Below are 22095 nucleotides of genomic sequence, written 5' to 3' on the forward strand. Positions count from 1 at the left end.
ACCTTTAAACTCAGTCCAGAGAGGCTGGCAAGGTGAACGATTGGAAGAACGGGGAACCCGCATCAACCGCGGTCTGCTGCATGCAGGCTTCGTGTGCTTACTGCCCGCTCTATCCTTGTGTCTACAACCTTGCCTCCGTGCAAGGTTTTTTGTTTTGGCAAACTACTTTTGGCAGGAGGTCGAAGACCTTGGTGCAGGAAACAGAACATGTATTGATGGATGAGACGGGCATGCGCCGCGCGCTGACCCGGATCGCTCACGAAATTCTGGAGAGAAACAAAGGTTTTGAAAATTGCATGCTGATTGGAGTGCGGACCCGGGGCATTTACCTCGCGCGGCGAATCGCCGAAAAAATCCGGGAAATCGAGAACGTGCCGGTTCCGGTAGAGGAAATCGACGTGACTCGCTACCGCGACGACCGTTCCGCAAAAACGGAGCAAACGGCCGCCGGAGCCGGAGCGGCCTCGGAGATGGACATTCACAATAAAAAAATTATTTTGTTCGACGATGTGCTCTTTACGGGCAGAACGGTCAGAGCGGCGATGGACGCTTTGATGGATTTGGGAAGGCCGCAGATGATTCAGCTTGCGGTGCTGGTGGACCGGGGACACCGGGAGCTTCCGATCCGGCCCGACTACGTAGGGAAAAATATACCGACCTCCCGTCTGGAGAAGATCGAGGTATTGCTGAGCGAAGTGGACGGTTCCGATCAAGTCGTCATAACTGGACAGAGGAGGCAAAACGGATGACACAATTGAAAGTTGCGGCGGAGAGGCATCTGCTTGGCACCAAAGGAATGAGCGCGGAGGACATTACTTCGATCTTGGACCGCGCCGCTTATTGGGAACAATATCCGGTGAAGCTGGCGAATCATCTGCAAGGCCGGTTTGTGGCCAACATGTTTTTCGAGAACAGCACGAGAACGCGGTTTTCGTTCGAAGTCGCCGAGAAGCGTCTCGGCGCCGAGGTTTTAAACTTCGCTGCGGCCGTCTCCAGCGTCCAGAAGGGAGAATCGATTTACGATACCGTCAAGACGCTGGAATCGATGGGGATCGACGCAGGGGTCATTCGCATGAAGCCGAACGGGCTGCTGGCCGAGCTGGCCGAGAAAGTCAAGGTGCCGCTCATTAACGCAGGCGACGGCAGCAACGAGCATCCGACGCAAGCTTTACTCGATCTGTACACGATGCGCAAGCATTTCGGCCATCTAAGAGGGCTGAGCGTATCGATTGTCGGCGATATTCAGCACAGCCGCGTCGCGCGCTCGAATTTGTGGGCTTTGCAGACGATGGGAGCCAAGGTAAGCTTCTGCGCCCCTCCTAGCATGCAGGCTCCCGAGCTGGCGGCATACGCGCCGTATATTACGATGGACGAGGCTATCAAGGCCGACGTCGTCATGATGCTGAGAGTGCAGCTGGAGCGGCATGAAGAGAATGTGTTCAAATCGACGGCGGACTACCGCGAAGCTTACGGATTGACGGCAGCCAGAGAATCGGCTATGGCGCCTCACGCGATCATCATGCACCCGGCTCCGGTAAACCGCGACGTGGAAATTGACGATGCGCTGGTCGAATGCGAACGGTCCAAAATTTTTGCGCAGATGAGTCATGGCGTGCCGATCCGCATGGCCGTGCTCGAACGGGCGCTTAGCTAACGGTCATCCCGCCGGATAACGAGCCAGTTAACAACGATTGGGCACAATAGTAGCAAAATATATAGTATGAAATAAACAAGTCAGGGAGGGTATTATGGGAATCTGGATCTTAAACGCACAAGTTGTCGCTTCAGGCAATGAGCTGGAGACGCGGCATATTCTGGTGGAAGGCAATACGATTGAGAGCATTATCGACGCGGCAAGCGGTCAGCCGGATACGGCGGGCCACACGGTCGTGGATGCGGCGGGCAAGCTGCTTGCGCCGGGGCTGATCGATATGCACGTACACCTTCGCGATCCCGGCTTCGAACATAAGGAAACGATCGCAACGGGGACGCGCTCCGCGGCTCGCGGCGGTTTTACGACGATCGCCTGCATGCCGAATACGCGCCCGGTTATCGATACGGTGGAGACGGTTCAATATGTGCTGGACAAGGCCAAGACGGAAGGCGTCGTACGCGTGCTTCCTTACGGATGCATCACGAAGAACGAGCTGGGTCGCGAGCTGACCGACTTCGACGCGCTGAAAGCGGCCGGCGTCATCGGCTACACGGACGACGGAGTAGGCGTGCAGAGTGCGCAAATGATGAAGGACGCGATGGCCAAAGCGGCGTCGATCGGACTGCCCGTCATTGCCCACTGCGAAGACAACACCCTGGTCGAGGGCGCTTGGGTAAGCGAAGGCGCTTTTTCCAAAAAGCACGGCTTGAAAGGCATTCCGAACGAGTCGGAAGCGATCCATGTCGGCCGTGATATTTTGCTGGCTGAAGCGACGGGCGTACATTATCATGTCTGTCATGTCAGCACAGAGCAATCGGTGCGCTTGATCCGCCATGCGAAGCAATTCGGCATCAACGTAACCGCAGAGGTATGCCCGCATCATCTGCTGCTCTCGGACGAAGATATCCCGGGCATGGACGCTAACTGGAAAATGAATCCGCCGCTTCGCACGCCGCGCGATGTGCAGGCTTGTATCGAAGGGCTGCTGGACGGCACGATCGACATCGTCGTCACGGACCATGCTCCGCACAGCGAGGAAGAGAAGGCGCGCGGCGTCGATCTGGCTCCGTTCGGCATCGTCGGATTCGAAACGGCGTTCCCGCTCTTGTACACCAAATTCGTCGCTACGGGACAATGGACGCTGCAGTTCCTGGTCGATAAAATGACCAAGCTGCCGGCCCAAGTATTCGGTCTGAAGCAGGGCACTCTCGAAGTAGGCAAAACGGCGGATCTGACGATCATCGATCTGGAACAGGAGAAGGAAGTCAATCCGGCAGAGTTCGCTTCCAAAGGACGCAATACGCCGTTTACCGGCTGGAAGCTGAAAGGCTGGCCCGCTTGGACGATGGTGGACGGCAAAGTCGTCTGGTCCGAATAATAATCGGAATACACATAAGCGTTACAAATCAAACGGTTATTCCCCTCCGCGGTTAACGCGGTTTACACATAGGATTGTACACAAAGATAAGGAGTTGAAGACGATGCAGGCAAGGTTGTTGTTGGAAGACGGCACGTTATTTACCGGAACGGCATTCGGCAGCGAAGGCGAATCGACGGGTGAGGTCGTTTTTAATACAGGGATTACAGGGTATCAAGAGGTGTTGTCGGACCCTTCGTATTGCGGTCAAATCGTGACGATGACGTACCCTTTGATCGGGAACTACGGGATTACGAGAGACGATTTCGAATCGATCCGTCCGTTCGTTCACGGCTTTGTCGTACGCGAGCATGAGACGGTGCCAAGCAACTGGAGAGCGGAATATTCGGTAGACAGCCTGCTTAAAGAGTACGGCATTATCGGCATCAGCGGCATCGATACCCGCATGCTGACCCGCCGCATTCGTCATCACGGGGTAATGAAAGGGCTCTTGACAACATCGAACAAATCGGTCGCCGAGCTGATGGAGCAGCTGCAGGCGAATCCGCTGATGATCGATCAAGTTTCCCGCGTGTCCACCAAGAGCGTATTCAGCTGCCCGGGCTCCAAAGAGCGCGTCGTCGTCGTCGATTTCGGCGCGAAGACAGGCATTATCCGCGACTTGTCGAGCCGCGGCTGCGATGTGGTTGTCGTGCCGCAAGATACGACGGCCGAGCAAATCCGCCGCTTGGCTCCGGACGGCATCATGCTGTCGAACGGCCCTGGGGATCCGAAGGACGTGCCTCACGCGGCCAAAATGATTTCCGAAATTCTCGGCGAATACCCGATCTTCGGTATTTGTCTTGGTCATCAGCTGCTGGCTCTGGCTTGCGGAGCCGATACGGAGAAGCTGAAATTCGGTCATCGCGGCGGCAACCATCCGGTGAAAGACTTGAAGACGAACCGCTGCTACATTACTTCGCAAAACCACGGTTATACGGTTAACGATGCTTCCATCGCCGGCACGGAGCTGGAAGTGACGCATATCAACAACAACGACGGCACTGTCGAAGGATTGAAACATAAGAAGCATGCTGCATTCTCGGTCCAATACCATCCTGAGGCGGCTCCGGGGCCTTACGACTCCAGCTATCTGTTCGATGATTTCATTGCCATGATCCGCGAATTCAAACAAGCGAAGCCGGCGCTTCCGAGACAAGCGCAAATTTCCGCCGCTTCCAAGCAAGGTCTGGAGCCTGCGGGCGCTGCTGCCCCTGCATCGAAAGGAGAACTGCACTATGCCAAAAAATAATAGCTTGAAAAAAATATTAGTTATCGGTTCCGGTCCGATCGTCATCGGACAAGCGGCTGAGTTCGACTATGCCGGTACTCAGGCTTGCCAAGCCTTGAAAGAAGAAGGAATGGAAGTCGTGCTGATCAACAGCAACCCGGCTACGATCATGACGGATACGAATATGGCGGACAAGGTATACATCGAGCCGATCACGCTGGACTTCGTAACCCAGATCATTCGTCAGGAGCGTCCCGACGGCTTGCTGCCGACGCTAGGCGGGCAAACGGGCCTCAACATGGCCGTAGAACTGGCGCGCGCCGGCGTGCTGGAGCGCGAGAACGTGAAGCTGCTCGGCACGCAGCTTACCGCGATCGAGAAAGCGGAGGACCGCGACTTGTTCCGCGATTTGATGCGCGAGCTGGAGCAGCCGGTTCCGGACAGCACCATCGTCACGACCGTGAAGGAAGCCGTAGATTTCGCCAATGAGATCGGTTATCCGATCATCGTGCGTCCGGCTTATACGCTCGGCGGCACCGGCGGCGGCATTTGCGCGAACGAAGAAGAGCTGCTGGAGACGGTAGCTTCCGGTATCCGCTACAGCCCGATCGGCCAATGTCTGATCGAGAAAAGCATCGCCGGCATGAAGGAAGTCGAATACGAAGTGATGCGCGACGCCAACGACAACTGTATCGTCGTATGTAACATGGAAAACTTCGATCCGGTGGGCGTGCATACCGGCGACAGTATCGTCGTGGCGCCTAGCCAGACGCTGTCCGACCGCGAATATCAAATGCTGCGTTCGGCATCGCTGAAAATTATCCGCGCTTTGAATATCGAAGGCGGATGTAACGTGCAATTCGCGCTGGACCCGTTCAGCTATCAATACTATGTCATCGAGGTAAACCCGCGCGTCAGCCGTTCCTCGGCGCTTGCTTCCAAAGCAACCGGTTATCCGATTGCCAAAATGGCGGCGAAAATCGCGATCGGTTATACGCTCGATGAAATCATCAACCCGGTTACGGGACAAACCTATGCATGCTTTGAGCCGACGCTCGACTACATCGTATCGAAAATTCCTCGCTGGCCGTTCGACAAATTTACGGCGGCGAACCGCAAGCTCGGCACGCAAATGAAGGCGACTGGCGAAGTGATGGCCATCGGCCGCACGTTCGAGGAATCGATTCATAAAGCGATCCGTTCGCTCGAAATCGGCGTTCACCGCCTCTATCTGAAAGAAACCGACCTGCTCGACCAAGAGACGCTGGAAACGCGTCTGGCGAAGCCGGATGACGAGCGGATGTTCCTGATCGCCGAAGCGTTCCGCCGCGGCTACACGCTCCAGCAAATCCAGGATTTGACCAAGATCGACTGGTGGTTCTTGAGCAAGCTCGAAGGGCTGATTCAATTCGAGGAGCAGCTGCTGCAGCCCGAATTGACGGAAGAGCTGCTGTATCAAGCGAAGCGCAAAGGGTTCACGGACCGCGCGATCGCCGAAATCCGCAGCAATGCGGGTAACGGGCTCAACTTTACGCAAGAAGCCGACATCCGCGCATACCGTCTCAGCTTGAACTTGAAGCCGGTTTACAAAATGGTCGATACTTGCGCGGCCGAGTTCGAAGCGACGACGCCTTACTACTACTCGACATACGAGACCGAAGACGAAGTGAAGGAAACGACCAAGCAAAAAGTCGTCGTCTTAGGCTCCGGCCCGATCCGGATCGGCCAAGGGATCGAGTTCGACTATTCTACCGTGCACGCGGTATGGGCGATCCAGGCGGCAGGCTATGAAGCGGTTATTATCAACAACAATCCGGAAACCGTATCGACGGACTTTAACACATCGGACCGTCTGTATTTCGAGCCGCTGTTCTTCGAAGACGTCATGAACGTGATCGAGCATGAGAAGCCGATCGGCGTTATCGTTCAATTCGGCGGTCAAACGGCGATTAACCTGGCGGCTCCGCTGGCCAAGGCAGGCGTGAAAATTCTCGGTACCGATCTGGAAAACATCGATGCGGCCGAAGACCGCAAAAAGTTCGAAGCGCTGCTGCGCGGCTTGAACATTGCGCAGCCTCCGGGCGGCACGGTCACATCCGTCGATCAAGCGGTCGGCATGGCTTCGAGATTCGGCTACCCTGTGCTCGTTCGTCCATCGTACGTATTGGGCGGCCGGGCGATGGAAATCGTTTATTCCGACGAAGAGCTGCTGAGCTACATGGAATATGCGGTCAAAATCAATCCGGAGCATCCGGTACTGATCGACCGTTATATGCTCGGCAAAGAGGTCGAGGTTGACGCGATTTGCGATAAAGACACCGTATTGATCCCGGGCATCATGGAGCATGTCGAAAGAGCGGGCGTTCACTCCGGAGACTCCATCGCCGTCTATCCGCCGCAAACGATCTCGGAGGACATCAAGCAGCAAATTATCGACATTACGACGAAGATCGCCAGAGGGCTGCAAGTCGTAGGTCTGGTGAACATCCAGTTCGTTATTTATCAAGACCAGGCATATGTTATCGAAGTGAATCCGCGCTCCTCCAGAACGGTGCCGTTCTTGAGCAAAGTAACGAAGATTCCGATGGCGAACGTAGCGACAAGACTCATTATGGGCGAGAAATTGGCCGATATGGGCTATCAGACGGGCTTGTGGCCGGAAGACGAGTACGTATCGGTCAAAGTTCCGGTATTCTCCTTCGCCAAGCTGCGCCGCGTAGATACGACGCTCGGACCGGAAATGAAATCGACGGGCGAAGTTATGGGCCGCGACCATACGTTTGCCAAAGCGTTGTACAAAGGGCTGATCGGCTCCGGAATGAAAATTCCGCCGACAGGCGCCATTATTGCCACGGTAGCGGATAAAGATAAAGCGGAAGCGATCGAAATATTGACCGGCTTCTACAACCTCGGATATAAAATCGTAGCGACAGGCGGTACGGCCAAGGCGCTGGAAGAAGCCGGATTGCATGTTACTCATGTGAACAAGCTGAGCGAAGGATCGCCGAACATTCTCGACCTGATCCGCAACGGCGAAGCCCACTTCGTCGTCAATACGCTGACCAAAGGCAAGACGCCGGAGCGCGACGGATTCCGCATCCGCCGTGAAGCGGTAGAGAACGGCGTCGTGTGCATGACCTCGCTGGATACGGTAAGAGCGCTGTGGCATATGCTGGAAGCGATCAATTTCCAATCGAGACCGATGCCTGCGCATCACGCATAATAAATAACCTATCGATTAGCACAGTAACCCGGGACTGCAAACGGAGGGATGCTGTGCTAATCCCTTGATTAGGCTCGCGAAGAGTTGGCGAAAAGAGTGGTACGCTTTTTGACCAAACCGAACTTTTTTATGGGAGGTACACGATGTCAACACAAACCAACGTCGCCGAACGGATCATGGTGGCTCTGGACTATCCGGATGCCGCATCGGCCGAGCAGCTGCTGCAGGCTTTGCAAGGGATTCCGTGTTATATGAAAGTCGGCATGCAGCTGTTCTACAGCGCGGGCCCGCAGTTTGTGGCCGGGTTGAAAGAGAAAGGCTACAAAGTGTTCCTCGATGTGAAAATGCACGATATTCCGAATACGGTAAAAGGCGGCTCGGAAAGCGTAACCCGGCTCGGTGTGGATATGTTCAACGTGCATGCGGCCGGGGGCAAGCAGATGCTGGAAGCGGCGCTGGAGGGCGTTGACAAAGCGCTCGGCGGGATGAACGGAGCGAGCCGCCCTATCGTCATCGCGGTGACGCAGCTGACGAGCACCAGCCAGACGGTAATGAACGAAGAAATAGGGGTTGCCGGAAGCGTGGAAGAAGCGGTGCTGCGCTACGCACGGCTCGCGCAAAGCGCGGGGCTGCAAGGCGTTGTGGCTTCGCCGCTCGAAGTGACGCGGATTAAGGCGGCCTGCGGAAGCGGCTTCTTCACAGTAACCCCGGGCATTCGTCCGGCAGGCGCGGACATCGGCGATCAGTCGCGCGTAATGACGCCTCAGGAAGCTTTCGCCCAAGGAACCGATTATGTAGTCATCGGCCGTCCGATAACGGCTGCCAAGGACCCTAGAAGCGCGCTGGAAGCGATTATTGAGACTATTTTAATATAAAGGAGATTTGCCATGAGTACCCAATCGATTACGACCAATCCGGAGCTAGCCGAGCAAATCGCAGCATCGCTGCTGCAGATTCAAGCGGTAGCTCTTCGCCCGAACCAGCCGTTCACCTGGACTTCGGGGCTGAAATCGCCGATTTATTGCGACAATCGCTTGACGATCTCGTACCCGGACATCCGCGAGCGGATTGCCGACGGCTTCGTATCTTTAATCCGCGCCAATTTCCCGGATGTCGAGGTGATCGCCGGAGCCGCCACAGGGGGAATTCCTCATGCGGCTTGGGTCGCGCAAAAGCTTAATCTGCCAATGGTTTACGTGCGCGATAAAGCGAAAGGCCACGGCAAGGAAAATTTAATCGAAGGCGTAATCAAGCCGGGACAAAAAACGGTGGTTATCGAAGACTTGATCTCCACCGGAGGCAGCTCGCTGAAAGTCGCTTTGGCCGTCAATGAAGCGGGGGCGAATGCGCTCGGAGTGCTCGGGATTTTCTCCTATCAGTTCGAGAAAGCGGCGGAGGCGTTCCGCGGCGCAGCCGTTCCTTTTGAAACGTTGACCAACTATACGACGCTGGTCGACGTCGCTCTGAAGCAGGGAAGCATTCGTCAGGAAGATATCGAAGTGTTGAAAGCATGGCGGCTGAACCCAAGCGAATACGGTAAATAAGCAGCACAGCAGGTTAGGCTGGACGGTAATGCCCTCGCGCCCCTTAAGATTGGAGCCGAGGGTTTTTTTTGCAGAAGCCGGGCCGAGGCTATATACGATCCGGCGTTTGGAATTTATAATAGAATTACTATTTTGATAGAGAGCCGTATTTTACACGGCAATGGAATGAACTACGATGGTGGAGGTTGTCGCATGAGCTTCAAAGACAAATGGAAAGGATTCGTGCTTGGAGCCGCTTCAGCAACGGTTTTGATGTCGGCTTCTGCCGTGTTTGCCGACAATCCGATGGTCAAGCCGATAACGGCCACGTATAACCAAATCAAGCTGTTCGTGAACGGCCAGCCTGTCGTGCCCAAAGATTCGGACGGCCAAATCGTGGAGCCTTTTATTTACGAAGGGACTACATACCTTCCTATCCGGGCGATAGCGCAGGCGCTGAGCCAGCAGGTCAAATGGGACGGGGAGAAGAACAGCATCTATATCGATTCGCTTGAAGACGAAGTGATTCCGACGCTGGCGCTAACCGATCAACAGGTAATGGAGCTGATCGCCCAATCGGCGAGAGTGTATGAGGTGGCGAGCGGCGGACCCGTGAAGGGCAATTCCGTCTGCAATTATGAATCGGTGCATATTCCCGGAGACGAGGTGAGCCGCAGCTATTCTTGCGGCTTCAATACGATCGCCGAGGTGAAAAAGTATTTGGGGGAAGTGTTTACCCCGGATTACGTGGATACGTTCATCAAGGAGCACGGTTTGACCGAGGTCAACGGCAAGCTGGCGCTGCAGGCGGCCGACGGCGGGACGATCTATGATTGGGATAAAGCACGCATCAAGGAAAAGGCGGTTATCGGCAGCACTGCGGAGGTCGATTTCGAGGTGCCGGTTCGCGAAGGGATTGAAATGCCTTCGGGCGAGAGCAAGACGTCAACGCAGAAGGTCGCTTTCGAATACGTCAAAGGCCAAGGCTGGCGGATGCCCAAAATGCGCTAAGCTGACCGCCAAGCGGCATACCTGCCGGGCGACGGATTGTCCCCGCTTTAGCGGTTCAAAAGTTAGGAGTAGTCTGTCCGATGAACGACGTGGAAGGTATATATATGAAATATACAGTCATTATTCATTCGCTATGCACAAAAGGCACTCCGTCGGACAGACTCTTAGGATTGCATCAAAAAAAGGCGCGAGCTCTCTCAACAGAGCCGCGCCTTTTCGTTTTAATAACTCGCTATTTTTTCAGCAATTCCCAGCGGTACACGTATTCGAATAAATATTCGAATGCTTCCAGGTTGCGCTTCGCTTCGAAGGCGTTCGCGCCCCAAGCGTAAATGCCGTGCTTGCGCAGCATAATCCCCGGCACACGAGGAACGATAGCGCCTTGAACCAGCTCGGCGATCCGCGGAATATCCGCATAGTTCGGAAGAATCGGCACCTCGATCTGCGCGTCCTCTTCCCAAATATTGAATGCCTTGATCAACTCGACGCCTTCGACGGGGATCGATCCGCGTTCCCAGAACAGCTCGGAGGCGAGGTTATTGAACACGGTATGCACGTGAAAAATCGCTCCGCAGCCGGTAGCCTTATAGATCTCGCAATGGATCAGCGTTTCGGCGGAAGGCTTGAGGCTTGTCGCATCGGTAGGCTTCCCGTCTTGATCCACCAGCAAAAAGTCCGACGGCGTGTTGACCGACTTGTCTTTACCGCTGGCCGTAATGGCGAAGGTGAACTGTTCCGGCGCGAAATCGCCGACCCGGATGGACAGGTTGCCGCTGGTTGCGGGAAACCAGCCTTTGGCGGCCAAAATCGTTTTAATCTCTTTTAGCTCGGCGAATGCCTGCTGCTTTTCTTCCAGACGAAGGTTGCTCACTGTACTTTCAACTCCTCAAGCTGCTTGACGATATCGTGGAAATCGTCAAAGGCATAATAATTCAACCCCAAATCTTTGCACAGATCGACGAGAATGGAGCGGGCGAATACAGTCTCTACCAGCTTCGCGCCTTCGAAATCGGTGACGCTGTCGCCGATCATGATGCGGTCGTATTGCTCCGGCGAATAGCGGCGGATGATCGCGGTTTTGCACATGCCGCAATCGTTATGGCAATGCTCGTCGCAAGCGTGAGGCCATAATATTCGGATATGGTTATCGCTAAAATCGCTGCCGTTGCAGTAAATATGATCTTTCGGAATCGGAAATTGCGATAGGACGGGATAGACGAAGAAATCGATCCCGCCGCTCGTCACGTAAAATTCGATGCCGTTATGGCGGCAGTAATCGAGCAGCTGCTGGAAGCCCGGCCGTATCCGCACATTGCCTATCGCAAAATCGACGACTTCCTGCTTGCGCGATGTTGGGAGCAGCGCGAACATCCGGCCGACGCCTTCGCGAATCGAGATCGTCTTGGCGAGCACCTGCTCGACCAGTTGATCCCATCCCGGCGGCTGAAAATGCTTCATGATGGCGACGATATTGTCGTTGACGGTAATCGTGCCGTCGAAGTCGCAAAAGATGATCTGCTTCTTGGTCATTCGCGAATTCCCCAAGCGTCGATAGCCGCTTTTAGCTCAGGATGGTTTTCCGCGTACGCTCTAAGCGATTGCCCGGCTTGGCAGGCTGCTATCGCTTGACGGAATGCTTGTCCGCCGGCAATGGTGCCCATCGGATGGCCGTGAATGCCGCCGCCTGCGTTCACAATGACCTGCTCGCCGAAGTCCTTAAGGATGAGCGGTACAAGACCCGGATGAATACCCGCGGACGGTACGGGGAAGCTCGTTTTGAGCGGCAGCGCGCCTTGCGGACGGCCGTCCCGGGAATAAATGTAATCGGATGCGCGCTCGGTCAGCAGCACTTCCTTGATCGCCATATTTTCTTCGCGCGGCATGACGACGGAGCCGTATGGCGACGGGAACAGCACGAGATCGGCGCCGGAGAGCCTCATCAGCTTGCCGAGCAGCACATTGGCCGCAATGCCGTAATGCGGCGACGGATAATATGCGCCGGCCATCGCCGGATGAGCCATGATCGGAACGTTGATTTCCGGATGGCGGCTCAGCTCGCTTAGCACGTCGAAGCCGTAAGCCAACACGTTGAACAGCAGCGCGTTGGCACCGGTCGCAACCGCTTTGCGGGCTTGATCGAGCAGGCCGAACGTAGGTCCGGTCAAGTTCGTCGCGTAGAGCAGCTTTTGGCCGGTTTTCTGTTCGGCCTGAGCCGCCGCCTGCAGGCATGCCTCCACGCGCTTTTCAATCGGCGTCAGCGGGTTTTCGAACAAGATTTCATCGTCTTTGATCAAATCGACGCCGCCCGCGGCTTGCAAGTAAAACTGCTCGCGCAGCGTATCCAGATCATGGCCGATCACCGATTTGAAAATGCTCATAAGCAGCGGGCGGTCATGGACGCCGAGCAGCTCGCGAACGCCTTGCATACCGAATTTCGGACCGGGGAAGGCCGATAGGAAATCTTCGGAGAACGACAAATCAATGAGCTTAACCTTGCCGTCCATCGACAGCTTGCCGAAGACGGTGACGAGCAGCGCAGGAATATCGCGGCTGAAATTGGCGTCGGGATAAGCGATGGAAATATCGGCATAGCGCTCCGATGCGGGAGCGCCGGGAGCCGGCTCATGCACCTTGACGTCGACAACTTGGCCCAGATGGCGCTGCATCTCGGCTTTCTTCGTTTCCGGCAGATCGGTCCAGCTGCCGACGGTCAAACCGACGGCGATGCCTTGCGCTTTTTTCGCGAAGTCGGCTTTTTCATCATGGCAGCGATATGTGGCAACGCAATAAGAATTGGACAAAACGTACACCTACTTTATTTGGATTGAACTGTAGCGGCTTGGGACGTGATCGCGTCTCCAAGCTCCGCCGCGCGCTCCGCGCAGCGGAGAACGGCTTGGGTTACGCCCACGGCGAAATCATGGCGGTCGAGCGTCTCAATCGCCGCTTGGGTCGTCCCGTTCGGCGAGGTTACCTTGCGGCGCAGCTCGGCAGGCTCTTCGCCGGTCAGCTCGACCATTTTGGCGGCGCCCAGCACGGTCTGCACCGTCAGCTCTCTGGCCGCTTCCGGCGAGAGACCGCCGCGGATGCCGCCTTCGATCATCGCTTCCATCATATAATAGATGTAAGCGGGGCCGCTGCCCGATACGCCGGTGACGATATCAAGCTTCGACTCTTCTACGACGGAAACGATGCCGGTGGAGGCGAAGATGTCGATGGCAAGCTGCCGCTGTTCGGCGCTGACGGCGGCCGAGAAGCTGAGGCCCGTCGCGCCCAGTCCGATAGAGCTGGACGTATTGGGCATCGTGCGGACGATAGGCTGTCCGCTCACGCCGATGACCGCCTCGATTGTCGAGATCGACAATCCGGCGATCACGGATACAAGCAGCTGCCCGCTAGTCAGCTGCGGGGCGAGCGCCTTCAAGCCTTCGATGGCATCCTTCGGCTTGAAGGCTGCGACGATCACATCGGCTTGCGCGATGGCGGCGGCTTTGGCGGCGTCGTCTGCCGCGCAGCTGACGCCGTAGCGCTCGTGAAGCTCCATCAGCCGCTCCTGGTTGGAGCGGTTGATCATAGTAATGCGGGACGGGTTCCCGTCCTGCTGCGAAGTCAGCCCGCGGACGATCGCTTCCGCCATCGAGCCGGCTCCGACGAAGGTGATGCTTGCGCTGGATAAGCCGGATTTGGTCATGATAAGTAGCTCCTCGTAAAGAAATTGCAGGCGCGCGCTCGACGAGCCTGCTTCTATGTTAACCGCGGATTTGACCGCTGCCGCTGATCAAATATTTGCTCGAAGTCAGCTCGGGCAGTCCCATAGGACCGCGCGCATGCAGCTTCTGCGTGCTGATGCCGATCTCCGCCCCGAAGCCGAATTCAAAGCCGTCGGTGAATCGGGTGGAGGCGTTGTGATAGACGGCAGCCGCATCGATCGTTTCCAGGAAGCGCGCAGCATTCTCCTGATTTTCCGTGACGATGCACTCGGAGTGCTTCGTTCCATGAGCCCCGATATGAGCCATCGCTTCGTCCAGTGAAGACACGACGCGGATATTGAGAATATAGTCGTTATATTCCGTATCCCAATCTTCGTCCGCCGCTTCTTTCATTGAAGGAACAAGCAGCCGGGCCGAAGCGCTGCCGCGCAGCTCCACGCCGCTGGCGCCGAATGCTTCCGCAAGCTGTGCCAAATGCCGCTCGGCGAAGGCTTCATGCACCAGCAGCGTCTCCATCGAGTTGCACACGGAAGGCCGCTGCACCTTGGCGTTCAGCGCGATGTTCAGCGCCATCTCATATTGTGCGGTTTCGTCAATATAAGTATGACAAATGCCTGCGCCCGTTTCAATCACGGGAACCGTCGCATTGCGTACGACATTCTGGATTAGAGAATGTCCGCCGCGCGGGATAAGCACGTCGAGCAGGCCGTTAAGCTTCAGCATCTCGTCGACGGAGGCGCGGCTTGGATCTATAACGAGCTGCAAAGCATCCGCCGGAAGCTCGGTATCGCGGAGCGCTTCGTGCAGCACTTCGACGATGCGTTTATTGGAATGAAGAGCCGCGGACCCGCCCCGCAGTACGACCGCGTTGCCGGTTTTCAGGCACAGGGCGGCGGCGTCTACCGTGACGTTAGGGCGGGCTTCGTAGATGATTCCGATGACGCCGATAGGGACGCGGACTTTGCGGATATGCAGCCCGTTCGGACGGGTAAACTCCGCCAATTGGTCGCCGATCGGATCGGGAAGCAAGGCTACCTCGCGCAGCCCTTGCGCGATGCCGGCGATCCGCTGCTCATTGAGCGCGATCCGGTCGAGCAGGGAAGAGCTGGTGCCGTTTTCCTTGCCCTGTCGCAAATCCTCCGCATTGGCGGCTATAATGGAAGCCGTCTCCTTGATCAAGGCGTCGGCCATCGCGTGGAGCGCGCTGTTCTTTTGCTCGGTTGTAGCCAGCGCCAACGGAGGCGCCGCATGTTTGGCCAGCGTCGCTTTCTGAACGACTTCGCTCGCCGTAGTTGCTGTGTGTTGAGTTGACATCTTTAAATTCCTCCTCGCGTGATGGTATGGACGGGATATTCCCGGAGTTCGTTACATCTGTTTATGAACGGATAACGTGATCCATTCATCCCGGTGAATGACTTCAATCCGGTTAACCTCAATGCGCTTCTGCACTTCTTCCGTGCTGAGGCCGGCAACCGCCTGCAGCTGCCAATTGGCGTAATTGACGACGCCGCGGCCGATCGTCTGATTGTCGACATTTACGACCTCGACGACGTCGCCCGGGTGAAAATCGCCGGTAACGGCTACGACCCCGGCCGGCAGGAGGCTTCTTCCGCCGACGGCAAGGGCGTGCTCCGCTCCCGCGTCGACGGTGATGCGGCCTTGGGGAGAAGAGTGGAAGCCGAGCCACTGCTTTTTCATCGGGAGATTATGCTCGCTTGTGACGAAGTAGGTGCCCTTGCCGTCACCTTCGATGGCCGCCCGGAGGTCGCCTTCTTCGGCGACCCGGCCGATAAATACCGGAACGCCTCCGCGCGTCGCGATCCGGGCCGCTTCAATCTTGGAGCGCATGCCGCCGGTGCCTACGGACGATCCGGAGCCCCCGGCGATCCGGTATATTTCCTCGCCGATTTCGTCGACGCGGCCGAGACGCTTGGCATCCGGATTGCTGCGCGGATTGTCCGTATACAATCCGTCGACATCCGTCAATATCGCGAGCTGACGAGCGCGTACCAGGTTGGCGACGAGCGCCGAGAGCATGTCGTTGTCGCCGAACTTGAGCTCATCGACGACGACGGTGTCGTTTTCATTGATGATCGGAATGACGCGATGCTTCAGCAGCTCTTCAATCGTCATGGAGGCGTTATGAATGCGCTGGCGGTTCGAGAAGTCCGAGCGCGTCAGCAAAATTTGCGCGACGCCGACGCTGTGGGAAGCGAAGGCTTCGTGGTACGCCTGCATCAGCAGCGCCTGGCCGACGGAAGCGGAAGCCTGCTTTTCATGCAGCAGCTTCGGCCTGCTTATGTATCCCATCTCGCGAAAGCCCGCCGCTACCGCCCCGGATGTAACGAGCAGCACTTGATAGCCTTTATGATGCAGCTTCGATAGCTCCGAAGCGAAAAAAGCGATTTTATGACGGTTCAGTCCGCCCTCGTCGGAGGTCAAGGAGCTGCTGCCGATTTTGATCACGATGGTTTGCTGCATGGATGAATCACTTCTTTCTCCCATTTTCAAAAATATTTCGCATGAAAGCACAAAAAGCTTCCGTCCTCTAAGGACGAAAGCTTTAATCTTCCGCGGTACCACCTTAATTGATGATAAACATCCAACTCAATCCAGACCTTATTAACGGCAAGGCAGAGCCGTCCAACTCGTCGTTGGCCGTTCCGGGGCGGGTTCGGACAGTGTTCGCGGTAAATTCTCGCAGCCGGTGGAATTTACTCTCTGAGCGCGTATGGACTTCCTACTGTTCCCATCATCACGTTTCGATTTCTTATTAGCATAGCACGGAAACGGCGGTTTTGTAAAGGTCGCAGCGCGCGGCGTCTAGCCGAATAAATTCAGCTTGGCTACGCGTTCCACCGCTTCCTGCAGGCGCGCTTCCGGCGTCAGCAGTCCGAGGCGCACATAGCCTTCGCCATGCTCGCCGAAGCCGATCCCCGGCGCTACGACAATTTTCGCTTCCTCCAGCAGCAGGTCGGCCAGCGTTTCGGAAGTGTGTCCCTTGGGCACCGGAAGCCAAGTAAAGAAAGAGCCCTGGGAACGGTTCGCCTTCCACCCGATCCGGTCAAGCGCCGCAAAGAGGGCGTCCCGGCGGCCCTGATACATGGCGAGGAGCTCCTGCACGCAGTCCTGCGGTCCTGTCAGCGCGGCCGCGGCCGCCTCCTGGATGCCTCCGAACAAGCTGCAGTAGTAATGATCCTGAATCAGATTGATCATCCGCACGATTTCCTTGTTGCCGAGGGCGAAGCCGACGCGCCATCCGGCCATATTGTACGTCTTGGACAGCGTGTAAAACTCGACGCCGACTTCTTTGGCTCCCGGCTGCTGCAGGAAGCTGACCGGCTTCTGGCCGTCGAAGCCAAGGGCGCCGTATGCGAAGTCGCTCGCTACGACGATGCCGTTTTTGGCGGCGAAGCGGATCGTCTCTTCATAGAAGGAAGCCGGAGCCGAAACGGCGGTCGGATTGTTCGGATAATTGATGAACATCAGCTTGGCCTTGTTCAAGTCTTCCTGAGGGATGGAGCTGTAGTCGGGCAAAAACGCGTTCGCCTCCCGCAGCGGCATAAACGACATGCGCGCGCCGGCCAGCGCGACGCCGGACCAGTAATCCGGATAGCCCGGGTCGGGGACGAGGCAGACGTCGCCCGGATTCAGCAGACATTGGCTGATTTCGACGAGCCCCGTTTTTCCCCCGAACAAGATGGCGACCTCGGTCTCGGGATCGAGATCCACATTGTAATCCTCCTTGTAACGCCGGGCTACGGCTTGTTTCAGAAACAAAAACCCGTTGAACGGAGGATAGCGATGATACAGCGGATTTTCGGCCGCTTCCTGCAGCTTCTTGACGATATGGGCAGGCGTAGGCTGATCGGGATTGCCTTGACCGAGGTTGATGACGTCATGTCCGGCGGCGATCTGCACGTTCGCTTTGCCTACCAGCTTGGCGAAAAATTGCGTCGGCAGCTCCTGCATACGCTCGGCAGGCTGAATGGGAAATGCGGAAATACTGGATGATGAAGCAGAACTCATCTATGTGTCACACTCCAATGATAGTTTGTAATAGACGGGCAATCTCAAAACGGACTAGAATTAATGGTATCACGAATCGATTGGAGTGTATAGAACGCCGATCGTTTTACTTTTATTTATTGAAAAAGAATGGTAATATAAAGAAAGCAGGTTTCATTTAATGGTTCATAGTTTTATTGTATGAAACAAAAGAGGCGTTTAAATCTGGAACATCGTAAGCGTGAAAGAGGAGGCGTATTGCAATGACGATGAATTTTCACGCCCGCAGCAACCGGGAGATGTACACGGGACGGCAAGCGGACCCAGGCTGGGTGGAGCTTATCGGATCGCACGTGAAGCTGACGGGAGCAAGAGCGGCCGATATCGGCTGCGGAGGGGGCATCTACACGGCGGCGCTGTCGCTGCTTGGGGCGGAGTCGGTCGTCGGCATCGATTTCTCCGCGGCTATGCTGGAAGGAGCTTCGGCGGCTTGCGCAAAGCTGACGAATGTGCAGTTTCAACAAGGGAACGCGCTTGCTTTGGGCTTGCCGGATGCATCGTTGGACGTCGTGCTGGAACGTGCGCTGATTCACCATTTAACGAAGGAAGAGCTTGCGGACTGTTGTCGCGAGGCTTACCGGATTCTAGCGCCGGGCGGCACGCTGATCGTGCAGGACCGCACTCCGCAGGATAGTTTGATTGAGGGCAGTACGGAGCATGTCCGGGGCTATTTCTTTGAGAAATTTCCTAAGCTGATAGCCAAAGAAACCGGTCGTCGGCACGAATCGTCTGCCGTCGTTCAAGCGCTCGAAGCGGGAGGCTTCTCCGCCGTCAAAGAGCTTCCGTTGTGGGAGACGCGCCGGCGTTTCGAAAGGTTCGATCAGTTTGCCGCGGATATCCGGAAGAGAACGGGAAGAACGATCCTCCACGAGCTGTCGGACGAGGAATTGGTTCAACTGACGGATTACATCCGGGAGCGGACGGGTTGCGAGGACGAACAGCCGATAGAGGACAAGGATCGCTGGACGGTCTGGATCGCCCGGAAGCATTGAAGTTCACGCCCGCATCGTCTATGATTGGGATACCGAACTAATGAAAGGTGATTGGGTATGACGCAAAAACGTTGGCATATCGCGCTGCTGCAGATGGACATCGCCATCGGAGAGCCGGAGAACAATTTCGCCAAGCTGGAAACTTTATTGAACGAAGCGGTGGGAGGAACGGCGAAGCCCGATGTGATCGTGTTCCCCGAAATGTGGAATACGGGCTACGCGCTGGACCGCATTCACGAGTTGGCCGATACCGCCGGAGAAAGGACGATTGAGCTGCTGTCCGCTTTCAGCCGCAAGCATGGCGTGAACATCGTCGGAGGCTCGATTGCCGAGAAGAAGGGCGACGCTATTTACAATACGATCTATGCCTTTGACCGCGAAGGCCGCCAAGTCGGAGACTACTCGAAAATCCATTTGTTCCGGTTGATGGATGAGGAGAAATATTTGAAGGAAGGCGGACATATCGGACAGCTGGAGCTGGACGGCGTGCCTGCCGGTATGATGATCTGTTACGACATCCGCTTCCCCGAGCTAAGCCGCAAGCTGGCGCTGGGCGGTGCGCAAATGCTGTTCGTTCCGGCGGAATGGCCGAACCCGCGTCTGCATCATTGGCGTACGCTGCTGACCGCGCGCGCTATCGAGAATCAGATGTTCGTCATCTCCTGCAACCGGGTCGGCGTCAGCGGGACGACGGAGTTTTTCGGCCATTCGATGGTGATCGATCCATGGGGAGAAGTGCTGGTGGAAGGCGATGAATCCGAAGCGATTCTTCGGGCCGAAATCGATTTGGACCTGGTGAGCCAGGTGCGCGGCAAAATTCCTGTGTTCGAAGACCGCAGGCCTGCGTTGTATTAACAAATCAGGAAGCTACAATATCGGAAGCAGCTCTTAAAGGGCTGCTTTTTGGTTATCAAGGGGAGCGATATTCATCCGTTTCCAGCGAACGACCGATGACAGGGCTCCCTGTTTTCATTTTTTGCCGATTCCTGTTAATGTTACTTTATGACAACAAAGGAGGAGACGTCGCATGCGAATGGAGCTGCATCCGATATCTTATGAGGAGAAGTCGATACTGCAGCATTTGATGGAGCTGTATCAGCATGATATGAGCGAGTTCGAGGAAGAAGGCGATGTCAACGAGCACGGATTGTTCGGTTACCGCTATATCGATCATTACTGGACGGAAGAGGGGAGGTACGCTTACTTTCTGAAAGCGGACGGCAAGCTGGCGGGCTTCGCGCTGGTGCGAAAGCTGGAGGAAACGGCGGGTGAGGAGCTTCATAGCTCGATCGCCGAGTTTTTCGTCATGCGCGCTTACCGCGGCCGGGGAATCGGACGGTTTGCGGCGCATAAGCTGTTTACCGCGTTTCCGGGACGATGGAAGGTAGCTCATTTGGAGAAAAATCACGGAGCGGCGGCTTTTTGGCGGTCGGTCATCGAGGCTTCCGCTTCGGGAGAAGTAGCTTATGACATCCATGGCGGGATGCCGACCTTTACGTTTCGGACTTAAACGGGCCGCACTCGTCAGACGCAGTACCATTAAGCCGATTGGAGGATCAAATGAGCACCGCAGCTAACTTTTTCGCCACACTTTTCAGAAAGCAGGGAGATCTATGCGTCAAACCGATATCCGGCCGTGGACGCCGGAATGGGCGGCTCGTTATGCCGAGGCAGCCGAGTTTTTGAAGAGCGTACTGGGAGAGGAAGCGGTCGCCGTCTATCATATCGGCAGCACCTCCGTTCCCGACATCGGTTATGCCAAGCCGATCGTCGATATTCTGGTTGTCCTCCGGCGGATTGAAGCGGCGGATGCGTGTCATGAACGGCTGAAGGCTTACGGGTTCGAACCCAAAGGAGAGAACGGCATACCGGGAAGACGCTATTTTACGAAAGGCGGAGACCGGCGTACGCATCATGTGCATATGTTCGAGGAAGGACATCCGGCGGTGCAAGCGCATCTTGATTTCAAGGCTTACTTGTCGGCGCACCCGCAGGATGCGGCCGCGTACGGCGAGCTCAAGCTGCGGCTGGCCGAGCAATTTCCGCACGATACGAAGCTGTACCAGAAGGGAAAGCAGGAGTTCGTGAACGGGCTAGCGCAAAAAGCCGCCTCATGGGCGGCGCGCAGCCGGAAGTAGACCATGCGTCTTGTGCCGCATTCCGGAATGCGTATCGTATCGTGCACACGCAGGCCTGTCAGGAACCGGCGTCACTGCTGCTCCACCACCTCGCGGAACGTCCCCATGAACGCTTCGACCGCTTTGGAGATGTAACGCCCTTTGCGGTAAGCGATGACGAGCGTTCGGGTAGGCCGGTGCGACAGCTTCAAGTAGCCCGGCGCCAGCTGGCTCCATGCTCCCCGCGATACCATATGGGGCACGAACGCTATCCCCATGCCAGAGGCGACGAGCGACTGCACGGTTTCGATATTGCTGCTTTCGAAGACGATCCGCGGGGTGAACCCGGAGCGCTGGCACAGCTCCAGCGTGATCTGGCGAAAGCCCTGGCCTTTCTTCAACGCGATGAAAGGCTCGTTCTGCAGCTCCTCGATAGGCACGGTTCCATCGACTTCCTTCGCTGCCTTGGCCAGCCGATGCTGGGGCGGAACGGCCAGCACGATCTCCTCTTCGATCAACGGTTCATAGGTCAGCGCATCGTCCATTAGCGGCAGCGACAGCAGACTGATATCGATCTGGCCGCTCGCTGTCATATGCTCCAGATTCGCCGTCGTTTCCTCGACCAGCATAATCTCGATCTCGGGATATCGCGCCTGGAAGACGGGAAGCACCAGCGGCAGCACGTGAGCGCCCGTAATAGGGAGGCTGCCGACGACGAGCTTGCCCTTGCGCATTTGCGAGATATCCTCCATTTCGCGCTTGAGCTGCTCGACCATGTCGAGAATGGCCTGGGCCTTTTCGACGAACAGGGAGCCGGCATAGGTGACCTCGACCGAGTTGGTCGTCCGCTGAAAGAGCAGGATGCCGATTTCCTTTTCCAGCTTGGACAGCTGTTGGCTGAGCGAGGGCTGGGCGATATGCAGCTTTTCGGCCGCTCTCGAAAAATTTTTGTCAATGGCGATCTGCAGCGCGTATTGCAGCTGTCTGAGTTCCATTATTTTATGGCTCCTTTTCATATGGTGGCGAATGCTATAATAGAAGATAGAGTAAGATGAATTTATGTTTTCACAATTATAACATTTTCCTATCAAGCTTATAGATATTATATCTTGGATCAATGAATAAAGAAATGCTAGTATATGTAACATG

The 22095-nt window shown here is 56.1% G+C and carries 20 protein-coding genes; 12 read left to right on the forward strand and 8 right to left on the reverse strand.

Going from position 1 to position 22095, the window contains the following annotated elements:
* Positions 1–191 precede the first annotated feature (191 nt).
* From pyrR to N0M98_RS04000, 8 genes are all read left to right on the forward strand, one after another.
* Positions 192–749, forward strand: coding sequence for a bifunctional pyr operon transcriptional regulator/uracil phosphoribosyltransferase PyrR (gene pyrR / locus N0M98_RS03965; protein WP_259617110.1), 558 nt, complete (start codon positions 192–194; stop codon positions 747–749).
* Positions 746–1654 (forward strand): aspartate carbamoyltransferase catalytic subunit, encoded by a 909-nt coding sequence (locus N0M98_RS03970; RefSeq protein ID WP_259617018.1) that lies wholly within the window; start codon positions 746–748, stop codon positions 1652–1654. Before pyrR ends, N0M98_RS03970 begins: the two co-directional genes overlap by 4 nt.
* Positions 1655–1748: 94 nt before the next feature.
* Positions 1749–3032: a dihydroorotase gene (gene pyrC / locus N0M98_RS03975; protein ID WP_259617019.1), complete on the forward strand. Its 1284-nt coding sequence runs from the start codon at positions 1749–1751 to the stop codon at positions 3030–3032.
* Between the two features lie 103 nt (positions 3033–3135).
* Complete coding sequence (gene carA, locus N0M98_RS03980; protein WP_259617020.1) at positions 3136–4323, forward strand: glutamine-hydrolyzing carbamoyl-phosphate synthase small subunit; 1188 nt, start codon at positions 3136–3138, stop codon at positions 4321–4323.
* Complete coding sequence (gene carB, locus N0M98_RS03985) at positions 4310–7525, forward strand: carbamoyl-phosphate synthase large subunit (RefSeq protein WP_249862578.1); 3216 nt, start codon at positions 4310–4312, stop codon at positions 7523–7525. Before carA ends, carB begins: the two co-directional genes overlap by 14 nt.
* A 143-nt stretch (positions 7526–7668) precedes the next feature.
* On the forward strand, positions 7669–8400 hold the full coding sequence (gene pyrF, locus N0M98_RS03990; protein ID WP_249862579.1) for an orotidine-5'-phosphate decarboxylase: 732 nt from the start codon (positions 7669–7671) through the stop codon (positions 8398–8400).
* A gap of 12 nt (positions 8401–8412) precedes the next feature.
* The gene (gene pyrE / locus N0M98_RS03995; RefSeq protein ID WP_249862580.1) at positions 8413–9069 is read left to right on the forward strand and encodes an orotate phosphoribosyltransferase; all 657 of its coding nucleotides are present in this window, start codon (positions 8413–8415) and stop codon (positions 9067–9069) included.
* A gap of 192 nt (positions 9070–9261) precedes the next feature.
* Positions 9262–10059, forward strand: a complete 798-nt coding sequence (locus N0M98_RS04000; RefSeq protein ID WP_259617021.1) for a DL-endopeptidase inhibitor IseA family protein — start codon at positions 9262–9264, stop codon at positions 10057–10059.
* Positions 10060–10291: 232 nt separating this feature from the next.
* On the opposite strand, the gene mtnB is transcribed toward N0M98_RS04000, so the two are convergent.
* From mtnB to N0M98_RS04035, 7 genes are all read right to left on the reverse strand, one after another.
* On the reverse strand, positions 10292–10930 hold the full coding sequence (gene mtnB / locus N0M98_RS04005) for a methylthioribulose 1-phosphate dehydratase (protein ID WP_249862582.1): 639 nt from the start codon (positions 10928–10930) through the stop codon (positions 10292–10294).
* A complete protein-coding gene (locus N0M98_RS04010; RefSeq protein ID WP_249862583.1) occupies positions 10927–11589 on the reverse strand; it encodes a 2-hydroxy-3-keto-5-methylthiopentenyl-1-phosphate phosphatase in 663 nt (220 codons plus the stop codon). The genes mtnB and N0M98_RS04010 overlap by 4 nt, the downstream gene beginning before the upstream one ends.
* Positions 11586–12860: a 2,3-diketo-5-methylthiopentyl-1-phosphate enolase gene (locus N0M98_RS04015; protein ID WP_249862584.1), complete on the reverse strand. Its 1275-nt coding sequence runs from the start codon at positions 12858–12860 to the stop codon at positions 11586–11588. The genes N0M98_RS04010 and N0M98_RS04015 overlap by 4 nt, the downstream gene beginning before the upstream one ends.
* A 14-nt stretch (positions 12861–12874) precedes the next feature.
* Entirely contained in the window at positions 12875–13750 is an 876-nt protein-coding gene (gene proC, locus N0M98_RS04020) for a pyrroline-5-carboxylate reductase (RefSeq protein ID WP_259617022.1), read from the reverse strand.
* 58 nt (positions 13751–13808) lie between these two features.
* Complete coding sequence (locus tag N0M98_RS04025; protein WP_249862586.1) at positions 13809–15083, reverse strand: glutamate-5-semialdehyde dehydrogenase; 1275 nt, start codon at positions 15081–15083, stop codon at positions 13809–13811.
* A gap of 51 nt (positions 15084–15134) precedes the next feature.
* The gene (gene proB, locus N0M98_RS04030) at positions 15135–16250 is read right to left on the reverse strand and encodes a glutamate 5-kinase (protein WP_259617023.1); all 1116 of its coding nucleotides are present in this window, start codon (positions 16248–16250) and stop codon (positions 15135–15137) included.
* A 342-nt stretch (positions 16251–16592) separates the two neighbouring features.
* On the reverse strand, positions 16593–17798 hold the full coding sequence (locus N0M98_RS04035; protein WP_259617024.1) for a pyridoxal phosphate-dependent aminotransferase: 1206 nt from the start codon (positions 17796–17798) through the stop codon (positions 16593–16595).
* Between the two features lie 242 nt (positions 17799–18040).
* Here N0M98_RS04035 and N0M98_RS04040 point away from each other — a divergent pair, with 242 nt between their 5' ends.
* From N0M98_RS04040 to N0M98_RS04055, 4 genes are all read left to right on the forward strand, one after another.
* Positions 18041–18829 carry a class I SAM-dependent methyltransferase gene (locus N0M98_RS04040; protein WP_259617025.1) on the forward strand — a complete coding sequence of 263 codons (789 nt, stop codon included), beginning with the start codon at positions 18041–18043 and terminating at the stop codon, positions 18827–18829.
* A 57-nt stretch (positions 18830–18886) separates the two neighbouring features.
* Entirely contained in the window at positions 18887–19684 is a 798-nt protein-coding gene (locus N0M98_RS04045; protein ID WP_259617026.1) for a carbon-nitrogen family hydrolase, read from the forward strand.
* 172 nt (positions 19685–19856) lie between these two features.
* Positions 19857–20339: a GNAT family N-acetyltransferase gene (locus N0M98_RS04050; RefSeq protein ID WP_259617027.1), complete on the forward strand. Its 483-nt coding sequence runs from the start codon at positions 19857–19859 to the stop codon at positions 20337–20339.
* Positions 20340–20442: 103 nt separating this feature from the next.
* Positions 20443–20967 carry a GrpB family protein gene (locus N0M98_RS04055; protein WP_259617028.1) on the forward strand — a complete coding sequence of 175 codons (525 nt, stop codon included), beginning with the start codon at positions 20443–20445 and terminating at the stop codon, positions 20965–20967.
* A 71-nt stretch (positions 20968–21038) separates the two neighbouring features.
* Here the strand turns inward: N0M98_RS04055 and N0M98_RS04060 are convergent, their stop codons facing one another.
* The gene (locus tag N0M98_RS04060) at positions 21039–21941 is read right to left on the reverse strand and encodes a LysR family transcriptional regulator (RefSeq protein ID WP_249862593.1); all 903 of its coding nucleotides are present in this window, start codon (positions 21939–21941) and stop codon (positions 21039–21041) included.
* Positions 21942–22095: the final 154 nt, after the last annotated feature.

This window comes from Paenibacillus doosanensis (assembly GCF_025060755.1).
Lineage (GTDB): Bacteria > Bacillota > Bacilli > Paenibacillales > NBRC-103111 > Paenibacillus_S > Paenibacillus_S doosanensis.